This window comes from Rhodococcus sp. IEGM 1241 (genome assembly GCF_033142365.1).
GTDB lineage: Bacteria > Actinomycetota > Actinomycetes > Mycobacteriales > Mycobacteriaceae > Rhodococcus_F > Rhodococcus_F erythropolis.
Genome location: NZ_JAWLSE010000005.1, coordinates 339,276 through 361,591 on the forward strand (window position 1 = coordinate 339,276; position 22,316 = coordinate 361,591).

A 22,316-nucleotide genomic window follows, 5' to 3' on the forward strand; every position below is an offset into this window, starting at 1 on the left:
AATGTAAATCCCCTTCGGCTCCTTACTAAGGGGTTTGTATTGACTCCCAAGTGTGAAATTGTCGGCTTGTTACCCCGGGGCGGGCATGCGCCTGACGGCGATCCCCGGCCCGGTGTGAAATCAGATCCGTGAAATCAGATCAGAGCTGCGAGGCAGCGTCCGTATCGAGGAACCAACGCGTCGCCACCAAACCGGTGGCCCCGGCGGACGGCCAGTCCTCGGACGAAGCACCTCCGACAGCTTTGGCAACGGCCTCGGCCTTTGCAGCACCCGAGACGAGCAGCCAGACCTCTTTGGCACGCCGAACAGCAGGCAACGTCAGGGTGATCCGTACCGGTGGCGGCTTGGGGGAGTCCGTCACCGCGACAACGAAACGAGCTTCCTCGCGAACGGCGTCGGTGTGCGGGAACAACGAGTTGACGTGTCCTTCTCCACCCATGCCGAGCAGGTGCACGTCGAACGTCGGAACCTGATTGCCGTGTGCTTGAGCGCCCAGCAGTTGTTCGTACGCCGTCGCCGCCCCGTGCGGATCACCGTCGTAGATACCGTCGGAGGCGGCCATCGCATGCACCCTGTCGGGATCGACCGGCACGTGATCGAGAAGCGCCTCACGAGCCTGGACTTCGTTCCGCTCGGGATCGCCGGACGGCAGGAACCGCTCGTCGCCCCAGTACAGATCGATCTGCGACCAGTCGATGTCGCCGGGAGCGTCACGCAACTTCTCGAGAAGTGCGATCCCGGTTCCGCCACCCGTCAGCACGATGGATGCGAACCCGCGAGCCTTCTGGGCATCAACGATTGTCGTGACCAGGCGTGCGGCAGCGGCATCGACCAGTTGGCCGGCGTCGGAAAACTTCTCTACGACAACATCACTCATAGGTCACCTTCTCCAATCCAACCAGCGCTTCTTCGTAGATCTCGTCCGGATCGAGCCGACGCAATTCCTCGGCGAGGCAATCGCGCGTCTCTCGACGACCGAGCGAGACCAGCGAGTCGGGCTGACCGGTGCGGATCAGGGTTGCGGTCGTACCCTCCTGTGGGCGGCTGATGGAGATGCTGCGAGTCTCCAGCTTCAGCTCGACGGTGAGCTCACCCGTACGTCGGATGACCGGACCGTCGATCTTGGCTGCCAACCAACCGGCGAGAATATCTAGTGCCGGTTCGGTTTTGAGACCGGAGACCACCGCTGAGGTGATCTTCTCGTGCGGCGGCTGATCGAGAGCCGACGCGAGCAGTGCGCGCCAGTAGGTGACGCGACTCCAGGCGAGATCGGTGTCACCGGCGGTGTACGACGCGAGTCGTCCCTTGATGGTGGCAGTCGGATCCGGGGCACCGGTGGCGTCGGTGATGCGACGGATCGCAAGCTTTCCGACGGGGTCCTTCGCCGGAATCTCAGGTGCCTCGAGGGGCCACCACGCGACTACCGGTGTGTCGGGGAGCAGGAACGGGATGACGACGCTGCTCTCGTGGTCCGCCAGGGGACCGTAGAGGCGCAGCACCACGACCTCAGAGGCGCCGGCATCCCCACCGACGCGGATCTGAGCATCGAGCCGAGGCTCGCTCTGCTCGTCGCCACGCAGAAGCACGATGACGCGGCAGGGGTGCTCACGGCTTGCTTCGTTGGCGGCCTCGATTGCGGCCTCGGCGTTCCCGGTGTCCCTGGTGCAGACGACAAGCGTGAGCACACGTCCCAAGGTGACAGCGCCGCCGGTCTTACGTACCTCGACCAGTTTCTTGCTGACCTGGACCGTGGTGGTGGAGGGCAAATCGAGAATCACTAGGGTCGCCTCCATTCGCGTCCGGTGCGTTGCATCATTTCGTCCGCAGACGGTGGTCCCCACGTTCCAGCCTCGTAGGGTTCCGGCTTGCCGCCGGCTGCCCAGTGTTCGAGGACGGGATCGAGGATTTCCCAAGACAATTCGACTTCGGCATTGACGGGGAAGAGAGACGGCTCGCCGAGCAACACGTCGAGGATGAGTCGCTCGTACGCCTCCGGTGACGACTCGGTGAAAGCCTGACCGTACGAGAAGTCCATGTTGACGTCACGGACTTCCATGCTCGATCCGGGAACCTTCGAGCCGAACCGCATGGTGACGCCCTCGTCAGGCTGCACGCGGATCACGAGTGCGTTCTGGCCGAGATCTTCGGTCATGGTCTTGTCGAACGGCAGGTGTGGTGCGCGCTTGAAGACCACCGCGATCTCGGTGACGCGGCGGCCGAGACGCTTGCCCGTGCGCAGGTAGAACGGCACGCCCGCCCAGCGACGGGTGTCGACCTCGAGGGTGATGGCGGCAAAGGTCTCCGTCGTGGAGTCCGCTGCGAAGCCCTCTTCTTCGAGGAGTCCGACCACCGGCAACCCGCCCTGCCAACCACCTTCGTATTGTCCGCGGGCAGTGGTCTCGTCGAGTGGTTCGGCCAGACGCGTTGCCGAAAGAACCTTGATCTTCTCCGCCTGCAGATTGAGCGGTTCGAAGCTGATGGGTTCTTCCATCGCCGTGAACGCGAGCAATTGGAGCAGGTGGTTCTGGATCACGTCACGGGCCGCGCCGATGCCGTCGTAGTACCCGGCACGCCCACCGAGGCCGATGTCCTCGGCCATCGTGATCTGGACGTGGTCGACGTAGTGCGCGTTCCAGATCGGATCGAACAACTGGTTCGCGAAGCGCAGAGCCAGGATGTTCTGGACCGTTTCCTTGCCGAGGTAGTGGTCGATACGGAAGACCGTGTCCTCGGGGAACACCTTGTTGACGACGGCGTTCAGTTCGCGAGCGCTCTCGAGGTCGTGACCGAACGGCTTCTCGATGACAACTCGTCGCCACTGACCGTCCTCGGCCTGCGCGAGGCCCGACGCCGACAGTTGCTCGAGCACCTGAGGAAACGCGTTGGGCGGAATCGCAAGGTAGAACCCGTGATTGCCGCCGATACCACGTTCGTTGTCGAGGGTGGCCAACGTCTCGGACAGGTTCTGGAAGGCCTCGGCCTCGTCGAAACTGCCCTCCACGAACCGGATACCTTCGGCGAGCCTCTCCCAGACGTCCTGACGGAACTTCGTGCGAGCACCGTCCTTGACTGCTTCGAGGACGACGTTCGCGAAGTCCTCGTCCGTCCATTCACGCCGGGCGAACCCGACCAGAGCGAATCCGGGCGGCAACAGTCCACGGTTGGCGAGGTCGTAGATGGCTGGCATGAGCTTGCGCCTGGCGAGGTCGCCGGTAACACCGAAGATCACCAGGGCACAGGGCCCCGCAATGTGCGGAAGCCGTTTGTCGGTGCTGTCCCGAAGGGGATTCACCCAATCTGATGCCGCCGCGGAATCGCTCACAGGCTCAGCTCTTCTGGGTTGCTGCGCGAAGCTGCTCGGCAGTTGCGTCGAGCAACTCGTTCCAGGACACCTCGAACTTGTCGACGCCCTCGGTCTCGAGGACCTTGAACACGTCCGCAAGATCGATGCCGACAGCTGCGAGCTGATCGAAGACGACCTGCGAGTCCTGAGCGGTGCCCGAAATCGTGTCGCCCGTGATCTCACCGTGGTCGGCGAGAGCGTCGAGCGTCTTCTCCGGCATGGTGTTGACCGTGTTGGGCGCAACCAGCTCGGTGACGTAGAGCGTGTCCGGGTAATCCGGGTTCTTCACGCCGGTCGACGCCCACAGCGGGCGCTGAGCCTTGGCGCCATCGGCCAGGAGAGCCTGGAAGCGCGGCTGCACCTCGAAGATCTGCTGGTACGCGTTGTACGCCAGACGAGCGTTTGCGAGTGCAGCCTTGCCACGAAGCTCGAGAGCTTCCGGCGTGCCGATCGCCGTGAGGCGGTTGTCGATCTCGGAATCCACACGGGAGACGAAGAACGAGGCGACCGACTCGATGGACGAGATGTCGCGGCCGGCAGCCTTGGCGGTGTCCAGACCGTCGAGGTACGCGCCCATGACAGCTTCGTAGCGCTCGACCGAGAAGATCAAAGTGACGTTGACGCTGATGCCTTCACCGATCACCTTGGCGATGGCGGGGATACCGGCCAGCGTCGCGGGGATCTTGATGAGGACGTTCGGGCGGTCGACGATCTTGTGCAGCTCGATCGCCTGCGCGACAGTCGCGTCGGTGTCGTGCGCCAGACGAGGATCGACCTCGATGGACACGCGGCCGTCGACGCCGTTCGATGCCTCGAACTGCGGGGTTAGGATGTCGCACGCAGCGCGCACGTCGTCGGTGGTGACGGCCGTGATGGTGGCGTCGACATCGGCGCCGCGCTCGGCCAACTCGCGAACCTGAGCGTCGTAGTCGGAGCCCTTGGACAGTGCCGCCTGGAAGATCGACGGGTTGGTCGTGACACCCACGATCGACTTCGTGTCGATGAGGTTTTGCAGGTTGCCGGACTGGATGCGATCTCGCGAGAGGTCGTCAAGCCAGATGGAAACGCCTGCAGCGGAGAGCTTTTCGGTATTCACGTTCTGTGTCATCGAGATCATCCCTTCACAGATGCGAGGGAGCGCTGCGCGGCTTCGACAGTCGCGTCGGCGGTGATGCCGAACTCCCGGTACAAGGTCTTGTAATCGGCGGAAGCGCCGTAATGCTCGAGCGAGACGGCCTGGCCGGCGTCGCCGAGGATGCGCCACCACGGCATTGCGATACCGGCTTCGACGGACACGCGTGCGCGGACGGCGGGCGGAATGACCTCGTCGCGGTACGCCTGATCCTGCTCGAGGAACCAGTCGAGGCACGGCACGGAAACGACGCGGGTTGCGACGCCCTGAGCTTCGAGGGTCTCGCGAGCCTCGGTGGCCAGATGCAGTTCGGAACCGGTCGCAAGCAAGATGACCTCGGGCGAACCGTTGGCAGCGTCGACGAGGACGTAAGCGCCGCGCTTGACGCCTTCGGCAGCCTTCTCCTTGGTGCCTTCGAGAACCGGGATGTCCTGGCGGGTGAGCGCCAGAGCCGTCGGGCCCGTCTTGTTCTCGAGTGCTGCCTGCCATGCGAACGAGGTCTCGTTGGCGTCACCCGGGCGGACGACGGCGAGGTTCGGGATCGCACGAAGAGCAGCGAGGTGCTCGACCGGCTGGTGAGTCGGGCCGTCTTCGCCGAGACCGATCGAGTCGTGGGTCCAGACGTAGGTGACGGCAGTCTTCATCAGTGCAGCCAGGCGAACCGCCGGACGCATGTAGTCGGAGAAGACCATGAAGGTTCCGCCGTACGGGCGGGTCGGGCCGTGCAGCGCGATGCCATTGAGGATCGAGCCCATCGCGTGCTCACGGATACCGAAGTGAAGCGTGCGGCCGTAAGGCTGCGCAGTCCAGTCGCTCGTGGAGATGGAGAAGGGGCCGAACGAATCTGCGCCCTTGATGGTGGTGTTGTTGCTGCCGGCGAGGTCGGCGGAACCGCCCCACAGCTCGGGCAGGATCGGTCCGAGCGCGTTGAGAGCCGAACCGGAGGCCTTGCGAGTCGCAACGCCCTTGGCGTCGGCCTCGTAGGTCGGGAGAGCGTCGGCCCAGCCGGCAGGGAACTCACCGGCGAACAGGCGGTCGAAGAGTTCCTTGCGCTCGGACTCACGTGCGGCCCACGCGTCGAACTCGACCTGCCATGCCTTGTGTGCGTCGGCTCCGCGCGAGACGACCTCACGGGCGTGAGCCAGAGCGTCGGCGTCGACGTCGAAGGACTTGCTCGGATCGAACCCGAGGGCTTCCTTGACCGCGGCGACCTCGTCGGCACCGAGTGCGGAGCCGTGAACGTCGCCGGTGTTCATCTTCTTCGGCGCCGGGAAACCGATGATGGTGCGGAGCAAGATGATGGACGGACGATCGACGACGGCCTTGGCAGCGGCAACCGCGTCGAGGATGCCGGAGACGTTCTCGCCACCCTCGACGTGCTGAACGTGCCAGCCGTATGCCTCGTAGCGCTTTCCGACATCTTCGCCGAGAGCGATGGCGGTGTCGTGCTCGATGGAGATCTTGTTGTCGTCGTAGAAGACGATCAGGTTGCCCAGTTCCTGGACACCGGCGAGAGACGACGCCTCGGAGGTGACGCCTTCCTCGATGTCACCGTCGGACGCGATCACGTAGATGTGATGGTCGAAGGGAGAGGAGCCGACCGGGGTCTCCGGATCGAACAGCCCGCGCTCACGACGCGCAGCCATGGCCATGCCGACTGCGGACGCAAGGCCCTGGCCGAGCGGACCGGTGGTCATCTCGACGCCGACGGTGTGGCCGACCTCGGGGTGACCGGGGGTCAGTGCGCCCCATGTGCGGAGAGCTTCGAGGTCAGCAAGCTCGAGACCGTAGCCCGACAGGTAGAGCTGGGTGTACAGCGTCAAGGACGAATGGCCACAGGAAAGAACGAAGCGGTCACGGCCGACCCATTCTGCATCCGAAGGATCGTGGCGCATGATGCGCTGAAAGAGGGTGTATGCCAACGGCGCCAAGCTCATTGCAGTTCCGGGATGGCCGTTGCCGACCTTCTGAACCGCGTCGGCGGCGAGCACGCGGGCGGTATCGACAGCCTTGGTGTCCAGGTCGGTCCAGTCCGAGGGGTGGACGGGTTGCGTGAGGACGTGGATCTCGTCTGTGATCGACACTGGCAGATGTCTCCTGACATGGTGTACGTGGATTGCGAGGGTGGGGTGTCCCTCCACTGCGTAACCCAGCCTAATGGTCCTGGCTGTCCGGGTCGATTCGGTTCCTCAATGGCTGCGGTCTACCATCGTTCGTAGTAGAGGACAGTGTCAGCAGTGTGTCGTGAACAGTTAGTGCGGTAACGCGTGGTGCAAGGAGAGAACGTGCGGACAGGGCAACAGCCGAGCGGACATGGCTTCGGCAGCCCAGGTGCCGCCCCGCGGGCGACCAATACCGATACGGTGTGGGGTCGCGCAACGGGCAAGGTTCTGGCTTATATCGCGCTCACGAAGCCGCGAGTTATCGAATTGTTGTTGGTGGCAACCATTCCGGCAATGCTGCTGGCCGATCGCGGAACGGTCGACATCGTTCTGATCCTCAGCACCCTCTTCGGTGGCTGGATGGGCGCAGCGAGTGCGAACTCGCTCAACTGCGTCGTCGACGCCGACATCGACAAGGTCATGAAGCGCACCGCGAAGCGTCCGTTGGCCCGCGAGGCGGTGCCGACCCGTAACGCACTCGTCTTCGGACTTCTTCTCGGACTCGCGTCGTTCCTGTGGCTGTGGTGGCGAGCCAACCTCCTGGCCGGCATCCTCGTCGTGATCACGATCGCGTTCTACGTCCTCATCTACACGATGGTTCTCAAGCGTCGTACCTGGCAGAACGTCATCTGGGGTGGCGCAGCCGGATGTATGCCCGTCCTCGTAGGCTGGGCCGCTGTCACCGGGTCGCTGAGCTGGCAGCCCGTCGTGCTGTTCCTGATCATCTTCTTCTGGACGCCGCCGCACACCTGGGCGCTCGCGATGCGATACAAAGAGGATTACAAGGCGGCAGGTGTTCCCATGCTTCCGGTGATCGCCACCGAGGAGCACGTGACCAAGCAGATCCTGTTCTACAGCTGGGCGATGGTCGTCACGACGCTTGTCCTCGTCCCCGCGTCGGGCGTCATCTACGCCGCAATCACCATCGTCGCCGGTGCGTGGTTCCTGCTCATGGCTCATCAGCTGTACCGCAGCGTTCGCGGTGGTGCTCAGGTCAAGCCGCTGCGCCTGTTCCTGCAGTCGAACAACTATCTTGCGATCGTTTTCGTCGGCCTCGCTGTCGACTCGGTTCTCGGACTCCAGACGATCAGCGACATGCTCAGCTGATTCTGCTGTGCGCCTTTATTAACCGCGGGCGGTTAATAAAGGCGCACAGCACTTTGCTAGGGGATCAGAACGATCGACCCGGTCGTTGCTCTACCTTCCAGATCCCGATGGGCTGTTGCCGCATCGGCGAGGGGATACTCGGCGCCGACGCGAATATCGAGCTTCCCGGCCGCAATGGCGTCGAAGACATCGCCCGCCCGCCAGGTCAGTTCCTCACGAGTGCGAATGTGATGCGCGAGCGTCGGACGCGTCAGGAACAGCGAACCCGATGAATTGAGCCGCTGCGGATCGACGGGCGGAACCGGGCCACTGGCCGCACCGAACAATGCGACAGTGCCGCCAATACGGACGGAAGCCAGGCTCGAATCAAAAGTTGTCGCGCCGACGCCGTCGTATGCCGCCGCTACTCCTTCGCCGCCGGTCAACTCCCGGACTCGCGCTGCTATGTCCTCGTCGTACCGCAGGACCTCCGAGGCACCGGCGCCGCGCGAGAGTTCTTCCTTCGCATCCGACGACACAGTCGTGATGACCTTCGCCCCGAGGCTGACGGCCATCTGCGTCAGGATCAACCCGACGCCGCCCGCGCCTGCGTGCACGAGCACGGTGTCGCCGCTCTGGATCGGATACGTCGACTTCGCGAGGTAGTGCGCCGTCATCCCCTGCAGGAGCGCCGACGCTGCGGCCGATGCCGGGACACCGTCGGGCACCTTCACCGCGACTGCGGCGGGAACAGCCACCTTCTCGGCGTAGCTGCCCGTGGCGGCCGCCCACGCGACACGGTCACCAACGGCGAATTCGGTGACGTCGGAACCGACAGCTTCGACGACGCCGCTGCCTTCGTCGCCGGGAATATAGGGGAGCAGGCGCTTGTACTGGCCCATTCGGAAATACGTGTCGATGAAATTGATGCCGATCGCTTCGGTTCTGACGAGTAGATCGCCTGGGCCGGGTGTCGCTTCGGGTTGTTCGGTCAGAGTCAGAACCTCTGGTCCGCCGGTCTCGGTCACGTAGATGGCTCGCATGGTTTCTGTTCTACACCCGGGACGGCCGACGCTCAGTCCATGCCTGGTGTCGCTTCCGGGCTACCGACCAGTATTGTCGAGTCATGAGCACCGATACCGAGAAGTCGGACGCCACCCCGTCCGCGCCGGAACTGCCGAAGTCCACGGTGAACGCCATCACCAAGTTCGTCGCCGAGCACGGCGGCACCGCCAGCGCCGTCATTCAGCCGGTCGGCCTGGCCGGCGTTCGCATCACTCTCGTGGGTGCCGACGGCATCCTCGGTGATCAGGTCGTCGAGGACCTCGCCACGGCCAATGCCGTCGTTGCGTCCTTCGACACCGTCACCGTTGCCGAGTGGGAGCGTGAGCTGACGAGCATCGTCACCCCCCAGGAAGGCCACTTCAAGAAGATGGCCGGTTGGGTCGCCAACCAGACTCGGTTCCCGAAAGCACGCAACGAAGCCTGAAATGACGTGTGGGGCGTAGGAACACTTCTTGGTGTTCCTACGCCCCACACGTGTCTTGAAGCGTCAGAGGGCCGGTATCGGCGAATCGGTCGGCGTGTACTGGCGGGTCTTACCCGCAGCCCAAACTGCTGCGGTCGCAGCCGTGCACAGTCCCGCACCGGCGACGTGCATGATCACCAGAACTTCCGGCACATCGGTGAAGTACTGCACGACCCCGATGAGCGCTTGGGCGAGGATCAGTCCGAGCAGGACTTTCAGACGGATCTTCACGGCCGCAGATGTCCCGACCGCATATAGACCGAATGTCAGACCCACGACCAGCGCGAGATATCCGACCAGCAGCTGTGAGTGCAGATGAACAAGCGTCACGATCTCGACCTCCAGGCGCGGAACCGTGCGGTCCAGGCCCTTGTCGCCCGCGTGGGGACCCGCACCCGTCACGAGAGTTCCGGCGACCAATACGCCGGCGAGCGCGACACCTGACAGCGCGGTAAGCCAGCGCAGCGGCTTTGGCATCACGACCAGAGTTGTTGCCTCGTCGGGTTCCGCGATCTTCGCGTACATCACCGTGGCAACCCAGACCATCAGCATCGACGCAACCAAGTGAATGGCGACCGTCCACCACAGGAGACCTGTGAGGACGGTGATACCGCCGATCACTGCCTGAACGACAGTGCCGAGCGGCATCATCCAGGCGTAGACAAGCACCTCTTTGCGGCGGCGAGCGCGAGTCACCGCGAGCACGATTGCGGCAGCGACGATGACGACCAGGAACGTGAGTAGGCGGTTGCCGAACTCGACGGCTTGGTGAATCACCGCGACCTGTCCGTGGCCGACCGGGACGAAGCTACCGGGGAAGCACTGCGGCCACGTCGGGCAACCGAGTCCCGAGTCCGTCACGCGAACCACCGCGCCGGTGACAGCGATGCCGCCCTGCGTCAGGATCACGATGAACGCGATGATTTTCTGCGTTTTCAGCGAGGGGAGAGGTAGTCGATCCACCAAGCGTAAAAATCCGGCATACACACGATTCACCACGCCAACGATCGTAGTTCCCCATCAACTACACAGTGTCGTTGGGGCCAGCTCGCTCCGCGCCTGCCCCGCGTCGTTGGGGGCAGGCGTTGAAGCAGGCGCGAAGCGAGCTGCCCCGCGTCGTCGGGACCAGCTCGCGTCAGTTCGCGCGAACGCGCACGATTCCTGAGATCGTTCCCTGGAAGTACTCGCCCGACTCGGTGATGAGTGCCGACATCTGCAGGGTGTCGTTGAGGATCGTCGACGGCAGGGGAGTCGAACCGATCTGTGACCCGTCCTTCGAGTCGATCACCGCGAACGAGTACCCGTCGAGCGGAGAGGTGCTCGGATTACCGTCCCGCGTGACGGTGTAGATCGAGCCGTCCGCCGTCGAGAGGTGCGGTACCGCGGAGCTACGAATCGTGTTGTCCCACACGACATGGCAGCCGACCGGATCGATGTCGACCCGGGTCATTCCGCCGTTGAAGGGTGCCGTGGCGGGGACCGCTGGACCGGCACCTTCAGGAGTCGTGGGGTACGGGTATCCGTAAGTGCCGGCCACGTAGACCGAATGACCGATGCCGACGGGGGAGTTCTCGCTGCCACTCGGTGAGCCGTCCTTGCTGGCCGCGGACAACACCGGCTGCGTGCACACCTCGGCGCCCGTGTCAGCGCGATAGACGTGCAAGCTCACTGTCGGGTGGGCGTTGTCGACGATGGTCAAGAAATCGCTGCCCGTCGACGGGCCGAAGTATGTCGGAGTCGATCCGGTTCCCCAGCTGAGCTGACCCGGATTGCGGGCCGGCCCTCGGTCGTACGGCTGACGCCAGTCGATGACGACTTCGTCGCCACTTCGCTTCAGTTGGTAGAGCGCGTGGGTCGTTGCGACGGCAGTGCCCGTCGGGGAGGTGGAGATGCTGTTCTGCACCTGCTCACCCTCGGGGAGCGCAATGCTGTGCGCGATTCGATCCGTGCCGACGTACCCGACGGTGCCGTGCCCGGTGGCGAACCAGACATTGCCGTCCCAATCCGGGGCGAGGCCGGTGACGTTGTCGTCGGCGGCAACCGCACCACTGAGATCGATGACATCCGCGAGTTCCAGCCGCCAACTGCCGTCCGGATTCTGCGCATGGGAAATGCGGACCAGTTGACGGTTTCCGTCGACGGCTACGAGACGGTTCTCGTTGTCGAGGTAGGCGTAGACGCCGCCGAGGAGGCTGCCCTTCGCGAGCGGCAGTTGCGCGACCGACCGTCCCAAGGGTGTGGCGTCGGCCTTCGGATCGATCAAATGGATGGTCGGGATCTGGCCGATCATCGTCGTGCAGAGCGAGACGATCATGCCGTCGGAACCCTGGAGGACCGTCGGGCAGGCGGCCATCATCGGGAAAGCTGTCACCTCGTGTGGGCCGGTTCCTGGACCAGGCAGCGGCGTGACGTCGGACGAGCCCGCGTCACCGTGCATGGTGGAAGTACCGACGGGACCGAGGTGCGGATTTGCAGGTGCGAGTGGACCGGACACCGAAGGGGTCGCCGTTGCGGGTCCGGCACACAACATCACTGTTGCGGCCACACAGCCGACGATCTGAGCTGTCCGTCGTGTACTCACGTGAACTTGAACCACCTTGCTGCGCAGACTCCGGCCACTGCGGCCCAGACGAGAAGTACGAGAATCGAGAACCAGTCCATCGAGGTGTCGAGGGCCGCTTCGAGTGCGTGTGCCAGGGCGCCGGACGGAACAATGCGCACCAGCGTGTGAACAGCGGTCGGGAGTTCACCGCTGGCGAAGACCACACTGCCGATGCCCACCATGATGAACCACAGGACGTTGGCGAGCGCGAGAACGATTTCTGCTCGCAATGTACCGCCGAGCAGGAGGCCAAGCGCTGCAAATGTGACAGTACCGATGGCAATGACCACTGCGCCGAGTACAAGTTCGACGAACGACGGACGCCACCCCAACGCCAAACCGATAGCGCCGAGCAACAGCGACTGCAGCGCCACGACGATGATGACGGCAGCGCTCTTGCCTGCGATGATTCCCCACCGCGGTAGAGGCGTTGCACCGAGTCGTTTGAGCGCGCCGTATCGGCGATCGAATCCGACGGCGATGGCCTGTCCGGTGAACGCCGTCGACATCACGGCAACCATCATGACACCAGGGAGCACGGTATCCACCCGAGAATCGCCCAAATCGCCGATCGGAAGTAGACACAGTCCGATGAGCAGGGTGATCGGGATGAACATGGTGAGCAGCAATTGCTCACCGTTGCGGAGCAGAAGAGTCAGCTCCAGTTTGGTCTGCGCCGCCAGCATCTTGGCCGCCGAATTGGGGCGGGGATCCGGCGAGAAGGTGCCTGGCTCGAAGCGGTTCTCGGCGAGCCGTCGGTCTCTGGCCACGCTGATGGGACTGCTCTGGCCGTTCGACGCTGTTTCGTTCATGACTTTGATCTCCGTCATCCCCTCAGTTCCCGGCCCGTCAATTCGAGGAAGACGTCTTCCAGACTCCGTTGATCGACGCGAATGTCGTTGATCAGCACGTCCTGATCGGCACACCACGTCGCAACTGTTGCCACGGTTGCCGGATCGATTGCACCTTCGACGACGTAGGTGCCTGGGTTGGATTCCTCGATGCGGAACCCGGCGAGTGAACCGGCCAGCGAATCGAGGCTCAAACCGGGAACCGTCGTCAGACGGAGTTGTCCTTCGGCGCCCTTGCTGGTGACCTCGGCCGGCGTTCCCGATGCGACGATCTTGCCGTGGTCGATGATGACCAGTTCGTCGGCGAGTGCTTCGGCCTCGTCCATGAGGTGTGTGGTGAGCAGGACGCTCACGCCGTCGCGTCGCAGAGCGTCGATGAGTTCCCACACGAGCAGGCGCGCCTGAGCGTCGAGCCCAGCGGTGGGTTCGTCCAGAAATACCAATTCGGGGCGGCCGACCAGCGCGCACGCCAGGGACAGTCGTTGCTGCTGGCCTCCGGAGAGACGTCGGTACGGGGTCTTGCGCGCATCGGTGAGGCCCAGTTTGGAAAGGAGCCAGGCGGGATCGAGCGGGTCGGCCGAGTATGCGGCCACGAGGTCGAGCATTTCTCCGGCCTTGGACCCGGGGTACGCGCCGCCGCCCTGCAGCATGACGCCGATTCGTGAGCGGACTTCACCGGAGTCGGCGATGGGATCGAGACCGAGCACTCGAACCGTGCCGGCATCGGGGGTGACAAACCCTTCGCACATCTCGACGGTGGTTGTCTTACCGGCTCCGTTGGGGCCGAGCAGGGCAACGACCTGGGCCGTCTCGACAGTGAGATCGATACCGTCGACGGCTCGAACACCGTCGAAGGACTTGACGACACCCTGGATCTGTACCGCCGGCGTCGACGATCTGGAGGCTCTCGAGGTCACGGGGAATCAGCGTAAGCCCCCGCCGAGTTGTCTTCGTCTACCGGTCCGCCTTTCGTGATCTCCGCTACTGGCTTGTCGCTACGCCAGGGGAGTGAATTGCGGGTGAAGACGATGAGCGTTCCGGCGGTGAGGATGGTCGCGATGACGGCCTGCACGATCATGAACGGAAGGTATTCGGCGCCGTTGGACATCAACATGACGCTGACGATCGAGGTGAAGACGACGGCAGGGATGCGGAAAATCGGTGCGGTCGCCCACGCGGCCAACGGAAGGATCGCCCACAGCAGGTACCACGGCTGAACGACGGGGAACAGGAGAACGATCGCTCCGAGTGCGATGCCGAGTCCACCGACCGGGTGTATGCGGCCCATGTACACCGAGATCATCATCCGTGCGGTGATGAGAATGGCAACCAGGTACGCGATGGGCCGGGTGATCGTGAGGATCGCCGTCGTGTGATCGCCGAGTCCGAGTAGTACACCGGCCAATCCCGTGCCGACGCCCAGAAGCGTCGGGATGGACATCCAACTCCGGACCGCCGTGGCGGTGTCGAGGGTGTTGATCCAACCCATACCGAGCCCACTGGCCACGCTGATGACAAACGTGACGACAGCGGCAACGACGCCCAGGAGAATCGCGGCTCCCGCCAGGGCTTTCCAGGTTCCACCCCAACGCCGAGCCAAGGCCATGCCGACGAATCCCAGCGCAAGCAAGGACGGAATCTTGACCGTCGACGACAACGCGATCAATCCAGATCCCGCAACGAGATAGAACAGCGCTCGCCCACGGATCGGCCCGGACCCTTCGACTGCGCGGAGGGCGATCTCGATTCCGGCGAGCATCAACCCGAGCATGAGCGCTTCGTTGTGGATGCCGGCCACCAAGTGGAAGAGCAACAGCGGGTTCGCGGCACCGAGCCAGAGCGAACTGACGGCAGAGACACCGCATCGCTTTGCCAGTCGAGGTATCGCCCACACGATGAGCGCGACGCCGGCCAATGCGAGCAAGCGGTGCAAGAAGATTCCGGCCACGATGTTGTCGCCGGTCAGTGAGCTGATCCCGCGTCCCAGCCACAGGAAGAACGGTCCGTACGGAGCCGGGGTGTCGCGCCAGATCGTCGGAACCGTGCGGGTGAGAACGTGGTCGACGCCCAGTGCCGCCTTGGGGCCGATGGCGTACGGATCGAGTCCACGGGCCGCGATTTCGCTTTGTGCCAGATACGAGTAGACGTCGCGGCTGAACATCGGCGGTGCGACCGAGAGCGGCAGGATCCACAGCAGGAGTGTGCGGTCCAACTGGGAACGGGTCATGCGCCGCGGTGCGCCGGAACGGCTGCGTATGTCCCCGACTGCAAATCGGCCCATCATCAGCCAGGCGAGAACGACGAGCACGGTTCCGGTCATCGTCATGGTGAGTGAGACCGTCGGCATACGTCCGGGAAGGCTGAGGACTCGAAGTCCTGCGGTCGGATTCTGCAGGACGGGTTGTGCGCCGGCGCCGAGCGCTCCGACTGCCATCAAGACCGCGCCGGTCGCGCCGAATCGGCGGATCCCTCGCAGTTGTGCGGTTTCCTTCGCGTTCAGGCCCGGGCGCTCGTCCTCGTCGCCGTGCAGCACCGCGGCCATACTCTGCCGGGGAGCGGATCCGAAAGGTCGAACGCCGATTGTGGAAAGCGCGAGTGCCTTGGGTTTTTCCAGCAGGATCGCGCGCGCCGATCGCGCGGTCGTCGTCTTCTCGGGGGTCTGCGGCACACCAGGCAGCGTAGCGGCTCCATCCAGCCGGACAGACAAGCACAAACAACGTACGTTGTCCGGATATTCCCGAATGTAATGCAGGTTGCCCTTAGTAGACCTGCGAAAAGAATTCCGTCACACTTGTGTTGTGAAAAGAAATGCGTCAGACCCACGAAGCAAGGAAGTTGCAGGTCAGCCCACTGTAGCGACCTCGCCGAGTGCTGCCGCAAATCCGGTTACGGTGAGCGTCGAAGGTCAGACGCGGGCGGCAGTGGTCAAGCTGCTACTCGAAGAAGGCCCCATTACCGCCTCCGAAATCGGCACACGCCTCGGTTTGAGTGCCGCAGGTGTCCGACGTCACTTGGATGCGTTGATCGAGTCGGGCGAAGCCCGTACCGCTTCGGCGTCGTCGCTGCGTCAGCGTGGACGAGGTCGTCCCGCCAAGCAGTTCCAGATCACCGCGACCGGTCGCGGCCGCCTCGGCCACACCTACGACGATCTGGCGGGAGCCGCGATGCGGCAACTCCGTGAAATCGGCGGAGACGCGGCAATCGAGGAGTTCGCCAAGCGTCGGGTCCAGGCGATCGTCGGAGACGTCGAACCGGCTGATCCGACAGATGTCGACAACGTCGAGGCGACAGCGGACGCAATCGCCGAAGCCTTCAACGCGGTGGGGTTCGCAGCGTCGACCCGGCCGGTCGGCAACGGCGTGCAGATCTGCCAACACCATTGCCCGGTTTCCCATGTGGCAGAAGAGTTTCCGGAACTGTGCGAGGCAGAGCAGCAAGCATTCCGGCAATTGCTCGGGACTCATGTTCAGCGTCTGGCGACCATCGCCAACGGTGACTGCGCCTGCACGACGCACGTGCCCCTCGTGTCCACCGGGAGTAGATGACCGGACCACAGTGTTCTACAGAGCGTTGCCACCGTGCAGCGTTCGAATAGAGATTTTTCAGCTAGTTCTTCAAAGTCAGAACTGCTCGACCACAGCGACCAGCCCTCGCTGAACCCGAGCAGCCGTCAAGAAACAAGACTCCGGAAGGAGCTCGCATGACCGTCACATCAGACCAGGCGACTACCACTGCGGCAGCAGGCACCGAGCCGCTCACGCAGGAAGAGACCATCGCGTCCCTCGGTCATTACGGCTACGGCTGGTCCGATTCCGACGAAGCCGGAGCCAGCGCGCAGCGCGGGTTGTCCGAGGCTGTCGTGCGGGACATCTCCGCCAAGAAGAGCGAGCCCGAGTGGATGCTCGACATCCGCCTCAAGGCGCTGCGCACCTTCGACAAGAAGCCGATGCCGAACTGGGGCAGCGACCTCGAAGGTATTCACTTCGACAACATCAAGTACTTCGTCCGGTCCAGCGAGAAGCAGGCCGAGTCGTGGGAAGACCTGCCCGAGGACATCAAGAACACGTACGACAAGCTCGGCATCCCCGAGGCGGAGAAGCAGCGCCTCGTTGCCGGCGTCGCAGCTCAGTACGAGTCCGAGGTCGTCTACCACTCGATCCGTGAGGACCTCGAGGAGCAGGGCGTCATCTTCCTCGACACGGACACCGGTCTCAAGCAGCACCCGGAGCTGTTCAAGGAGTACTTCGGATCGGTCATCCCGGCCGGCGACAACAAGTTCTCCGCGCTGAACACCGCCGTGTGGTCCGGTGGCTCGTTCATCTACGTTCCGCCGGGAGTCCACGTGGACATCCCGTTGCAGGCGTACTTCCGCATCAACACCGAGAACATGGGTCAGTTCGAGCGCACCCTGATCATCGTCGACGAAGATGCCTCCGTGCACTACGTCGAGGGTTGCACCGCGCCGATCTACAAGTCCGATTCACTGCACTCAGCCGTCGTCGAGATCATCGTGAAGAAGGGCGGCCACTGCCGCTACACGACCATCCAGAACTGGTCCAACAACGTCTACAACCTGGTGACCAAGCGCACCAAGGTCGAGGCAGGCGGATCCATGGAGTGGGTCGACGGCAACATCGGCTCCAAGGTCACCATGAAGTACCCGGCCGTGTGGCTGATGGGCGAGTACGCCCGCGGTGAGGTTCTCTCCGTTGCGTTCTCCGGCGAGGGCCAGCACCAGGACACCGGCGCCAAGATGCTCCACCTCGCGCCGCACACGTCCTCGACCATCATCAGCAAGTCTGTCGCCCGTGGTGGTGGACGTGCGTCGTACCGCGGTCTGGTGCAGGTCAACAAGGGTGCCCACGGCTCCAAGTCGACCGTCAAGTGTGACGCTCTGCTGGTCGACCAGATCAGCCGAAGCGACACCTACCCGTACGTCGACATCCGCGAGGACGACGTCACCATGGGTCACGAGGCCACCGTCTCCAAGGTCAGTGACGATCAGCTCTTCTACCTGATGAGCCGCGGACTGACCGAGGACGAGGCGATGGCCACCATCGTGCGTGGATTCGTCGAGCCCATCGCGAAGGAACTCCCGATGGAGTACGCGCTCGAGCTCAACCGCCTTATCGAACTTCAGATGGAAGGGGCTGTGGGTTAGTGACCACGCCAGAGACCGGAGTCATCGGAGCTGTTGCCGGGGAGAACCCGACCGCTCCTGTAAAGGGTGCAGCCACAGGCTCACCTATCACGAACAAGGGCGAGCAGTTCTCCTCGTTCGACGTCAATGCATTCGAGGTTCCCGGCGGACGTGACGAGATCTGGCGGTTCACCCCGCTGCGTCGTCTCCGGGGACTGCATGACGGCAGCGCCGTCGCCAACGGACAGGTCACCGTCGAGGTCGACGGGGGAAGCGACATCACCGTCGAGACCGTCGGCCGTGACGACGCGCGTCTGGGCAAAGCCGGCGTTCCCGCTGATCGCATTGCAGCGCAGGCGTATTCGAGCTTCGAGACTGCAACGGTCATCTCGGTGGGCGCCGAGGTCGAGGTCGAGAAGCCAGTCGTGGTCACCATGACCGGCCCCGGAGTCGACAACGTCGCCTACGGACACACCCAGATTCACCTGGCACAGTTCGCCAAGGCGACGTTCGTGATCGACCAGCGCGGCAGCGGAACCTTCGCGGAGAACATCGAATTCGTTCTCGGTGACAGTTCGCAGCTGACCGTGGTGGCCATCCAGGACTGGGCGGACGACGCAGTTCACGTGACGTCACACCACGCTCGCCTGAACCGCGACGCAGTGCTTCGATACACCTCGATCAGCCTGGGCGGCGACCTGGTTCGCCTGTCCGCCACCGTCAAGTACGACGGACCGGGCGGCGACGCCGAACTGCTCGGCCTGTACTTCGCCGACGCCGGCCAGCATCTGGAACAGCGTCTGCTGGTCGATCATTCGCAGCCCAACTGCAAGTCCAACGTGGTCTACAAGGGTGCGCTTCAGGGCGATCCCGGATCCGGCAAGCCCGACGCGCACACCGTGTGGATCGGCGACGTTCTCATCCGCGCCGCAGCGGAGGGCACCGACACGTTCGAGCTCAACCGCAACCTGGTGCTGACCGACGGCGCCCGCGCCGACTCGGTTCCGAACCTCGAAATCGAGACCGGTGAGATCGTCGGAGCCGGCCACGCAAGTGCAACGGGACGTTTCGACGACGAGCAGCTGTTCTACCTGCGTGCTCGTGGTATCCCGGAGGATCAGGCTCGTCGTCTGGTCGTACGTGGGTTCTTCCACGAAATCATCAACAAGATCGCTGTTCCCGAGGTGCGCGATCGCCTCGAAGCCGCAGTCGAAGCCGAACTCGCAGCCGTCGGCTCCTGACCGCCCCGCCTGCGACACCACCCCGTCGCTACGCTCGCCCGCCTCATCTTGAAGGAATTTCATGTCTACCAGTGACAACACCACCACCTCGGTCCTCGAGGTTCGTGACCTGCACGTCGAGGTCGCCAACTCCGATGCCAACGCCGAGCCCATCCAGATCCTCAAGGGCGTCGACCTGACGGTCCGCTCGGGGGAGACCCACGCGATCATGGGCCCCAACGGCTCCGGCAAGTCGACTCTGTCATACGCCATCGCCGGTCACCCCAAGTACCAGGTCACGTCCGGCTCCATCACCCTCAACGGTGAAGACGTCCTCGCAATGAGCGTCGACGAGCGTGCACGTGCCGGGCTCTTCCTGGCAATGCAGTACCCCGTCGAGGTTCCCGGCGTTTCCATGTCCAACTTCCTGCGCACCGCCGCCACGGCCGTGCGAGGCGAGGCTCCCAAGCTGCGCCACTGGGTCAAGGAAGTCAAGGAAGCCCTCAGCGAGCTCGAGATCGATCCCTCGTTCATCGAGCGCTCGGTCAACGAAGGCTTCTCCGGTGGCGAGAAGAAGCGCCACGAGATCCTGCAGTTGGGCATGCTCAAGCCGAAGATCGCGATCCTCGACGAGACCGACTCCGGCCTCGACGTCGACGCTCTGCGCACCGTCTCCGAAGGCGTCAACCGCTACAAGGAGCGCGAGAACGGCGGCGTTCTGCTGATCACGCACTACACGCGCATTCTGCGCTACATCAACCCCGACTTCGTTCACGTGTTCGTCGGTGGCCGCATCGTCGAGTCGGGTGGACCGGAGCTGGCCGACGAGCTCGAGACCAACGGCTACGTTCGTTTCACCGCGGACACCGCAGCTACCCAGGGAGCGTAATCACGATGACCACCTCGGTGCGCGAGCTCGACGTCACAGCGGTTCGGGCCGACTTCCCGATCCTGGCGCGAACCGTGCGCGACGGAAAACCTTTGGTGTACTTGGATTCCGGCGCTACCTCGCAGCGTCCGGTCCAGGTTCTCGATGCCGAACGGGACTTCCTGACCACGTGTAACGCGGCAGTACACCGGGGTGCTCATCAGCTCGCAGAAGAGGCGACAGACGCGTACGAGAATGCTCGCGCCACCATCGCTTCTTTCGTGGGCGCGGATTCGGACGAGTTGGTGTTCACCAAGAACGCCACCGAGGCTCTCAATCTGGTGACCTACGTTCTCGGTGACGATCGCTTCGACCGCCACGTCGGTCCTGGCGACGAAATCGTCATCACCGAACTCGAACACCACGCCAACCTCGTTCCCTGGCAGGAACTTGCGCGCCGCACCGGTGCGACGCTCAAGTGGTACGGCGTCACCGACGACGGCCGGATCGATCTCGATTCGCTGGAGCTGACAGACGCGGTGAAGGTCGTTTCGTTCACCCACCAGTCCAACGTGACCGGCGCGATCGCGCCCGTCGAGGAATTGGTGCGACGAGCACGCGCCGTCGGTGCACTCGTCGTGCTCGACGCGTGCCAGTCGGTGCCTCACATGGCCGTCGACTTCCACGAACTGGGAGTGGACTACGCGGCGTTCTCGGGCCACAAGATGCTCGGCCCTTCGGGGGTCGGAGTTCTCTACGGCCGTCGTGAACTGCTGGCAGCGATGCCTCCGTTCATCACCGGCGGGTCGATGATCGAGACGGTCACCATGGAGGTCAGCACCTACGCGCCGCCGCCTCAGCGTTTCGAAGCCGGCGTACCGATGACCTCACAGGTGGTCGGACTGGGCGCTGCCGTGGATTACCTGAACACCTTCGGGATGGACGCCGTCGCCGCGCACGAGCACGTGTTGGTGGAGGCTGCTCTCGAAAAGTTGTCGGCGATCGAAGGTCTGCGCATCATCGGACCGCAGACGTCCGAGAACCGCGGCGGAGCGATTTCCTTTGTCGTGGACGGTATTCACGCCCACGACCTCGGACAGATCCTCGACGACGAGGGCGTCGCGATCCGCGTCGGACACCATTGCGCGTGGCCGCTGCATCGTAAGTTCGGTGTCGCTGCGACGGCCCGTGCGTCGTTTGCGCTCTACAACACCACCGCGGAAATCGATGTTCTCGTTGCAGCGATCAAGCGTGCGCAGGAATTTTTCGGTGTCGCAGGGGAGTTGAACTGAATCATGCGCATGGAGCAGATGTATCAGGAAGTGATCCTCGATCACTACAAACATCCGCACGGCCGCGGACTCCGTGAGCCGTTCGGCGCCGAGGTGCACCACGTCAACCCGACGTGTGGCGACGAGGTGACGTTGCGCGTCCAGATCTCCGAGGACGGAACGGTCTCCGACGTCTCGTACGACGGGCAGGGTTGTTCGATCAGCCAGGCGTCGACGTCGGTGCTGAACGACCTCGTCATCGGGATGCAGGTCACCGACGCATTGAAGACGGTGACGGCGTTCAACGAGATGGTGAGCAGTCGGGGCACCGTCGAGGGGGACGAGGACGTTCTCGGCGACGGCATCGCGTTCGTCGGTGTCTCGAAGTATCCGGCACGCGTGAAGTGCGCCTTGCTCGGATGGATGGCATTCAAGGATGCTGTAGTCCAGATTGTCGACGGCAGTGCTGTGACGACGGCGGACAGCAGCAGTGAATTGGTCGACACGACTGAAGGACAGGGATCATGACCGAGACACAACCAGTGCAGGACGCCGAGGTCGGCGCTCCGGTGAATCCGAATCCCGATTCCACTGCGGAATTCGGTGGCGCACAGGGCAGTGGCACTGTCCCGTCGCCTGAGCGACTCGACGAACTCGAAGAAGCGATGCGCGACGTCGTCGACCCCGAACTGGGAATCAACGTCGTCGATCTCGGCTTGGTCTACGGACTCTTCGAAGACGACGGTGTCGTCACGATCGACATGACTTTGACGTCGGCGGCGTGCCCGTTGACCGACGTGATCGAGGACCAGGCGCGCGGCGCACTTGTGCGTAGCGATCTGTGTACCGACATGAAGATCAACTGGGTGTGGTTGCCGCCGTGGGGACCGGACAAGATCACCGAAGACGGACGCGAGCAACTGCGCGCACTCGGCTTCACGGTCTGACAAGCAGCCTCGCTGCACGATCAACTGAATACATTTCACCGGAGCGTCGGTGCCCGTTCGTCGGGTACCGGCGCTTCGGTTTGTTATATAGGGCCGTTTTAGCCATGATATTCAGGACAATAGTCCCAAATGGTTGTTTGATGAATATTTGCTGGAAGCTGACTGA

General features: G+C 63.5%; 20 protein-coding genes. 9 read left to right on the forward strand and 11 right to left on the reverse strand.

Translation table 11 applies throughout. The features are described 5' to 3' along the window. Positions 1–139 precede the first annotated feature (139 nt). The 5 genes from pgl to tkt are packed head-to-tail and all read right to left on the reverse strand — an operon-like array spanning position 140 to position 6,559. The gene (gene pgl / locus R4P70_RS22980; protein ID WP_029255340.1) at positions 140–877 is read right to left on the reverse strand and encodes a 6-phosphogluconolactonase; all 738 of its coding nucleotides are present in this window, start codon (positions 875–877) and stop codon (positions 140–142) included. Beyond that, complete coding sequence (opcA, locus tag R4P70_RS22985; protein WP_317831956.1) at positions 870–1,778, reverse strand: glucose-6-phosphate dehydrogenase assembly protein OpcA; 909 nt, start codon at positions 1,776–1,778, stop codon at positions 870–872. The genes pgl and opcA overlap by 8 nt, the downstream gene beginning before the upstream one ends. Beyond that, entirely contained in the window at positions 1,778–3,322 is a 1,545-nt protein-coding gene (gene zwf, locus R4P70_RS22990; protein WP_020907722.1) for a glucose-6-phosphate dehydrogenase, read from the reverse strand. Before zwf ends, opcA begins: the two co-directional genes overlap by 1 nt. Positions 3,323–3,326: 4 nt before the next feature. After that, complete coding sequence (gene tal, locus R4P70_RS22995) at positions 3,327–4,451, reverse strand: transaldolase (protein ID WP_279163866.1); 1,125 nt, start codon at positions 4,449–4,451, stop codon at positions 3,327–3,329. 5 nt (positions 4,452–4,456) lie between these two features. Beyond that, positions 4,457–6,559, reverse strand: coding sequence for a transketolase (tkt, locus tag R4P70_RS23000; protein ID WP_047888340.1), 2,103 nt, complete (start codon positions 6,557–6,559; stop codon positions 4,457–4,459). A 201-nt stretch (positions 6,560–6,760) separates the two neighbouring features. Here tkt and R4P70_RS23005 point away from each other — a divergent pair, with 201 nt between their 5' ends. Then, positions 6,761–7,744, forward strand: a complete 984-nt coding sequence (locus R4P70_RS23005) for a heme o synthase (RefSeq protein WP_003944994.1) — start codon at positions 6,761–6,763, stop codon at positions 7,742–7,744. Between the two features lie 56 nt (positions 7,745–7,800). On the opposite strand, the gene R4P70_RS23010 is transcribed toward R4P70_RS23005, so the two are convergent. After that, on the reverse strand, positions 7,801–8,766 hold the full coding sequence (locus tag R4P70_RS23010; protein ID WP_317831962.1) for a quinone oxidoreductase: 966 nt from the start codon (positions 8,764–8,766) through the stop codon (positions 7,801–7,803). A gap of 83 nt (positions 8,767–8,849) precedes the next feature. On the opposite strand from R4P70_RS23010, the gene R4P70_RS23015 reads away from it, so the two are divergent. Continuing rightward, entirely contained in the window at positions 8,850–9,212 is a 363-nt protein-coding gene (locus tag R4P70_RS23015; RefSeq protein ID WP_020969598.1) for a hypothetical protein, read from the forward strand. A 63-nt stretch (positions 9,213–9,275) separates the two neighbouring features. Here the strand turns inward: R4P70_RS23015 and R4P70_RS23020 are convergent, their stop codons facing one another. The 5 genes from R4P70_RS23020 to mptB form a co-directional block, all read right to left on the reverse strand. Next, positions 9,276–10,250: a COX15/CtaA family protein gene (locus tag R4P70_RS23020; protein WP_019748407.1), complete on the reverse strand. Its 975-nt coding sequence runs from the start codon at positions 10,248–10,250 to the stop codon at positions 9,276–9,278. Positions 10,251–10,386: 136 nt separating this feature from the next. Beyond that, on the reverse strand, positions 10,387–11,781 hold the full coding sequence (locus R4P70_RS23025) for a hypothetical protein (protein ID WP_223257842.1): 1,395 nt from the start codon (positions 11,779–11,781) through the stop codon (positions 10,387–10,389). A 47-nt stretch (positions 11,782–11,828) separates the two neighbouring features. Continuing rightward, positions 11,829–12,665, reverse strand: coding sequence for an ABC transporter permease (locus R4P70_RS23030; protein ID WP_370333988.1), 837 nt, complete (start codon positions 12,663–12,665; stop codon positions 11,829–11,831). A 14-nt stretch (positions 12,666–12,679) separates the two neighbouring features. Beyond that, positions 12,680–13,621 (reverse strand): ABC transporter ATP-binding protein, encoded by a 942-nt coding sequence (locus R4P70_RS23035; protein ID WP_007727917.1) that lies wholly within the window; start codon positions 13,619–13,621, stop codon positions 12,680–12,682. Further along, positions 13,618–15,372 carry a polyprenol phosphomannose-dependent alpha 1,6 mannosyltransferase MptB gene (gene mptB, locus R4P70_RS23040; protein WP_080945664.1) on the reverse strand — a complete coding sequence of 585 codons (1,755 nt, stop codon included), beginning with the start codon at positions 15,370–15,372 and terminating at the stop codon, positions 13,618–13,620. Before mptB ends, R4P70_RS23035 begins: the two co-directional genes overlap by 4 nt. A gap of 130 nt (positions 15,373–15,502) precedes the next feature. Here mptB and R4P70_RS23045 point away from each other — a divergent pair, with 130 nt between their 5' ends. The 7 genes from R4P70_RS23045 to R4P70_RS23075 all read left to right on the forward strand — a co-directional run bounded on the left by R4P70_RS23045 (position 15,503) and on the right by R4P70_RS23075 (position 22,150). Continuing rightward, complete coding sequence (locus R4P70_RS23045; protein ID WP_269750909.1) at positions 15,503–16,249, forward strand: helix-turn-helix transcriptional regulator; 747 nt, start codon at positions 15,503–15,505, stop codon at positions 16,247–16,249. Between the two features lie 155 nt (positions 16,250–16,404). Beyond that, the gene (gene sufB / locus R4P70_RS23050) at positions 16,405–17,865 is read left to right on the forward strand and encodes a Fe-S cluster assembly protein SufB (RefSeq protein ID WP_003944799.1); all 1,461 of its coding nucleotides are present in this window, start codon (positions 16,405–16,407) and stop codon (positions 17,863–17,865) included. Further along, entirely contained in the window at positions 17,865–19,085 is a 1,221-nt protein-coding gene (gene sufD / locus R4P70_RS23055; protein WP_020907733.1) for a Fe-S cluster assembly protein SufD, read from the forward strand. Before sufB ends, sufD begins: the two co-directional genes overlap by 1 nt. Before the next feature lie 61 nt (positions 19,086–19,146). Further along, positions 19,147–19,953 (forward strand): Fe-S cluster assembly ATPase SufC, encoded by an 807-nt coding sequence (sufC, locus tag R4P70_RS23060; RefSeq protein ID WP_003944795.1) that lies wholly within the window; start codon positions 19,147–19,149, stop codon positions 19,951–19,953. 5 nt (positions 19,954–19,958) lie between these two features. Continuing rightward, entirely contained in the window at positions 19,959–21,224 is a 1,266-nt protein-coding gene (locus R4P70_RS23065) for a cysteine desulfurase (RefSeq protein ID WP_003944865.1), read from the forward strand. Positions 21,225–21,227: 3 nt separating this feature from the next. Then, positions 21,228–21,731 (forward strand): Fe-S cluster assembly sulfur transfer protein SufU, encoded by a 504-nt coding sequence (gene sufU, locus R4P70_RS23070; protein WP_003944894.1) that lies wholly within the window; start codon positions 21,228–21,230, stop codon positions 21,729–21,731. Next, complete coding sequence (locus tag R4P70_RS23075; protein WP_003944963.1) at positions 21,728–22,150, forward strand: metal-sulfur cluster assembly factor; 423 nt, start codon at positions 21,728–21,730, stop codon at positions 22,148–22,150. The genes sufU and R4P70_RS23075 overlap by 4 nt, the downstream gene beginning before the upstream one ends. Positions 22,151–22,316 lie beyond the last annotated feature (166 nt).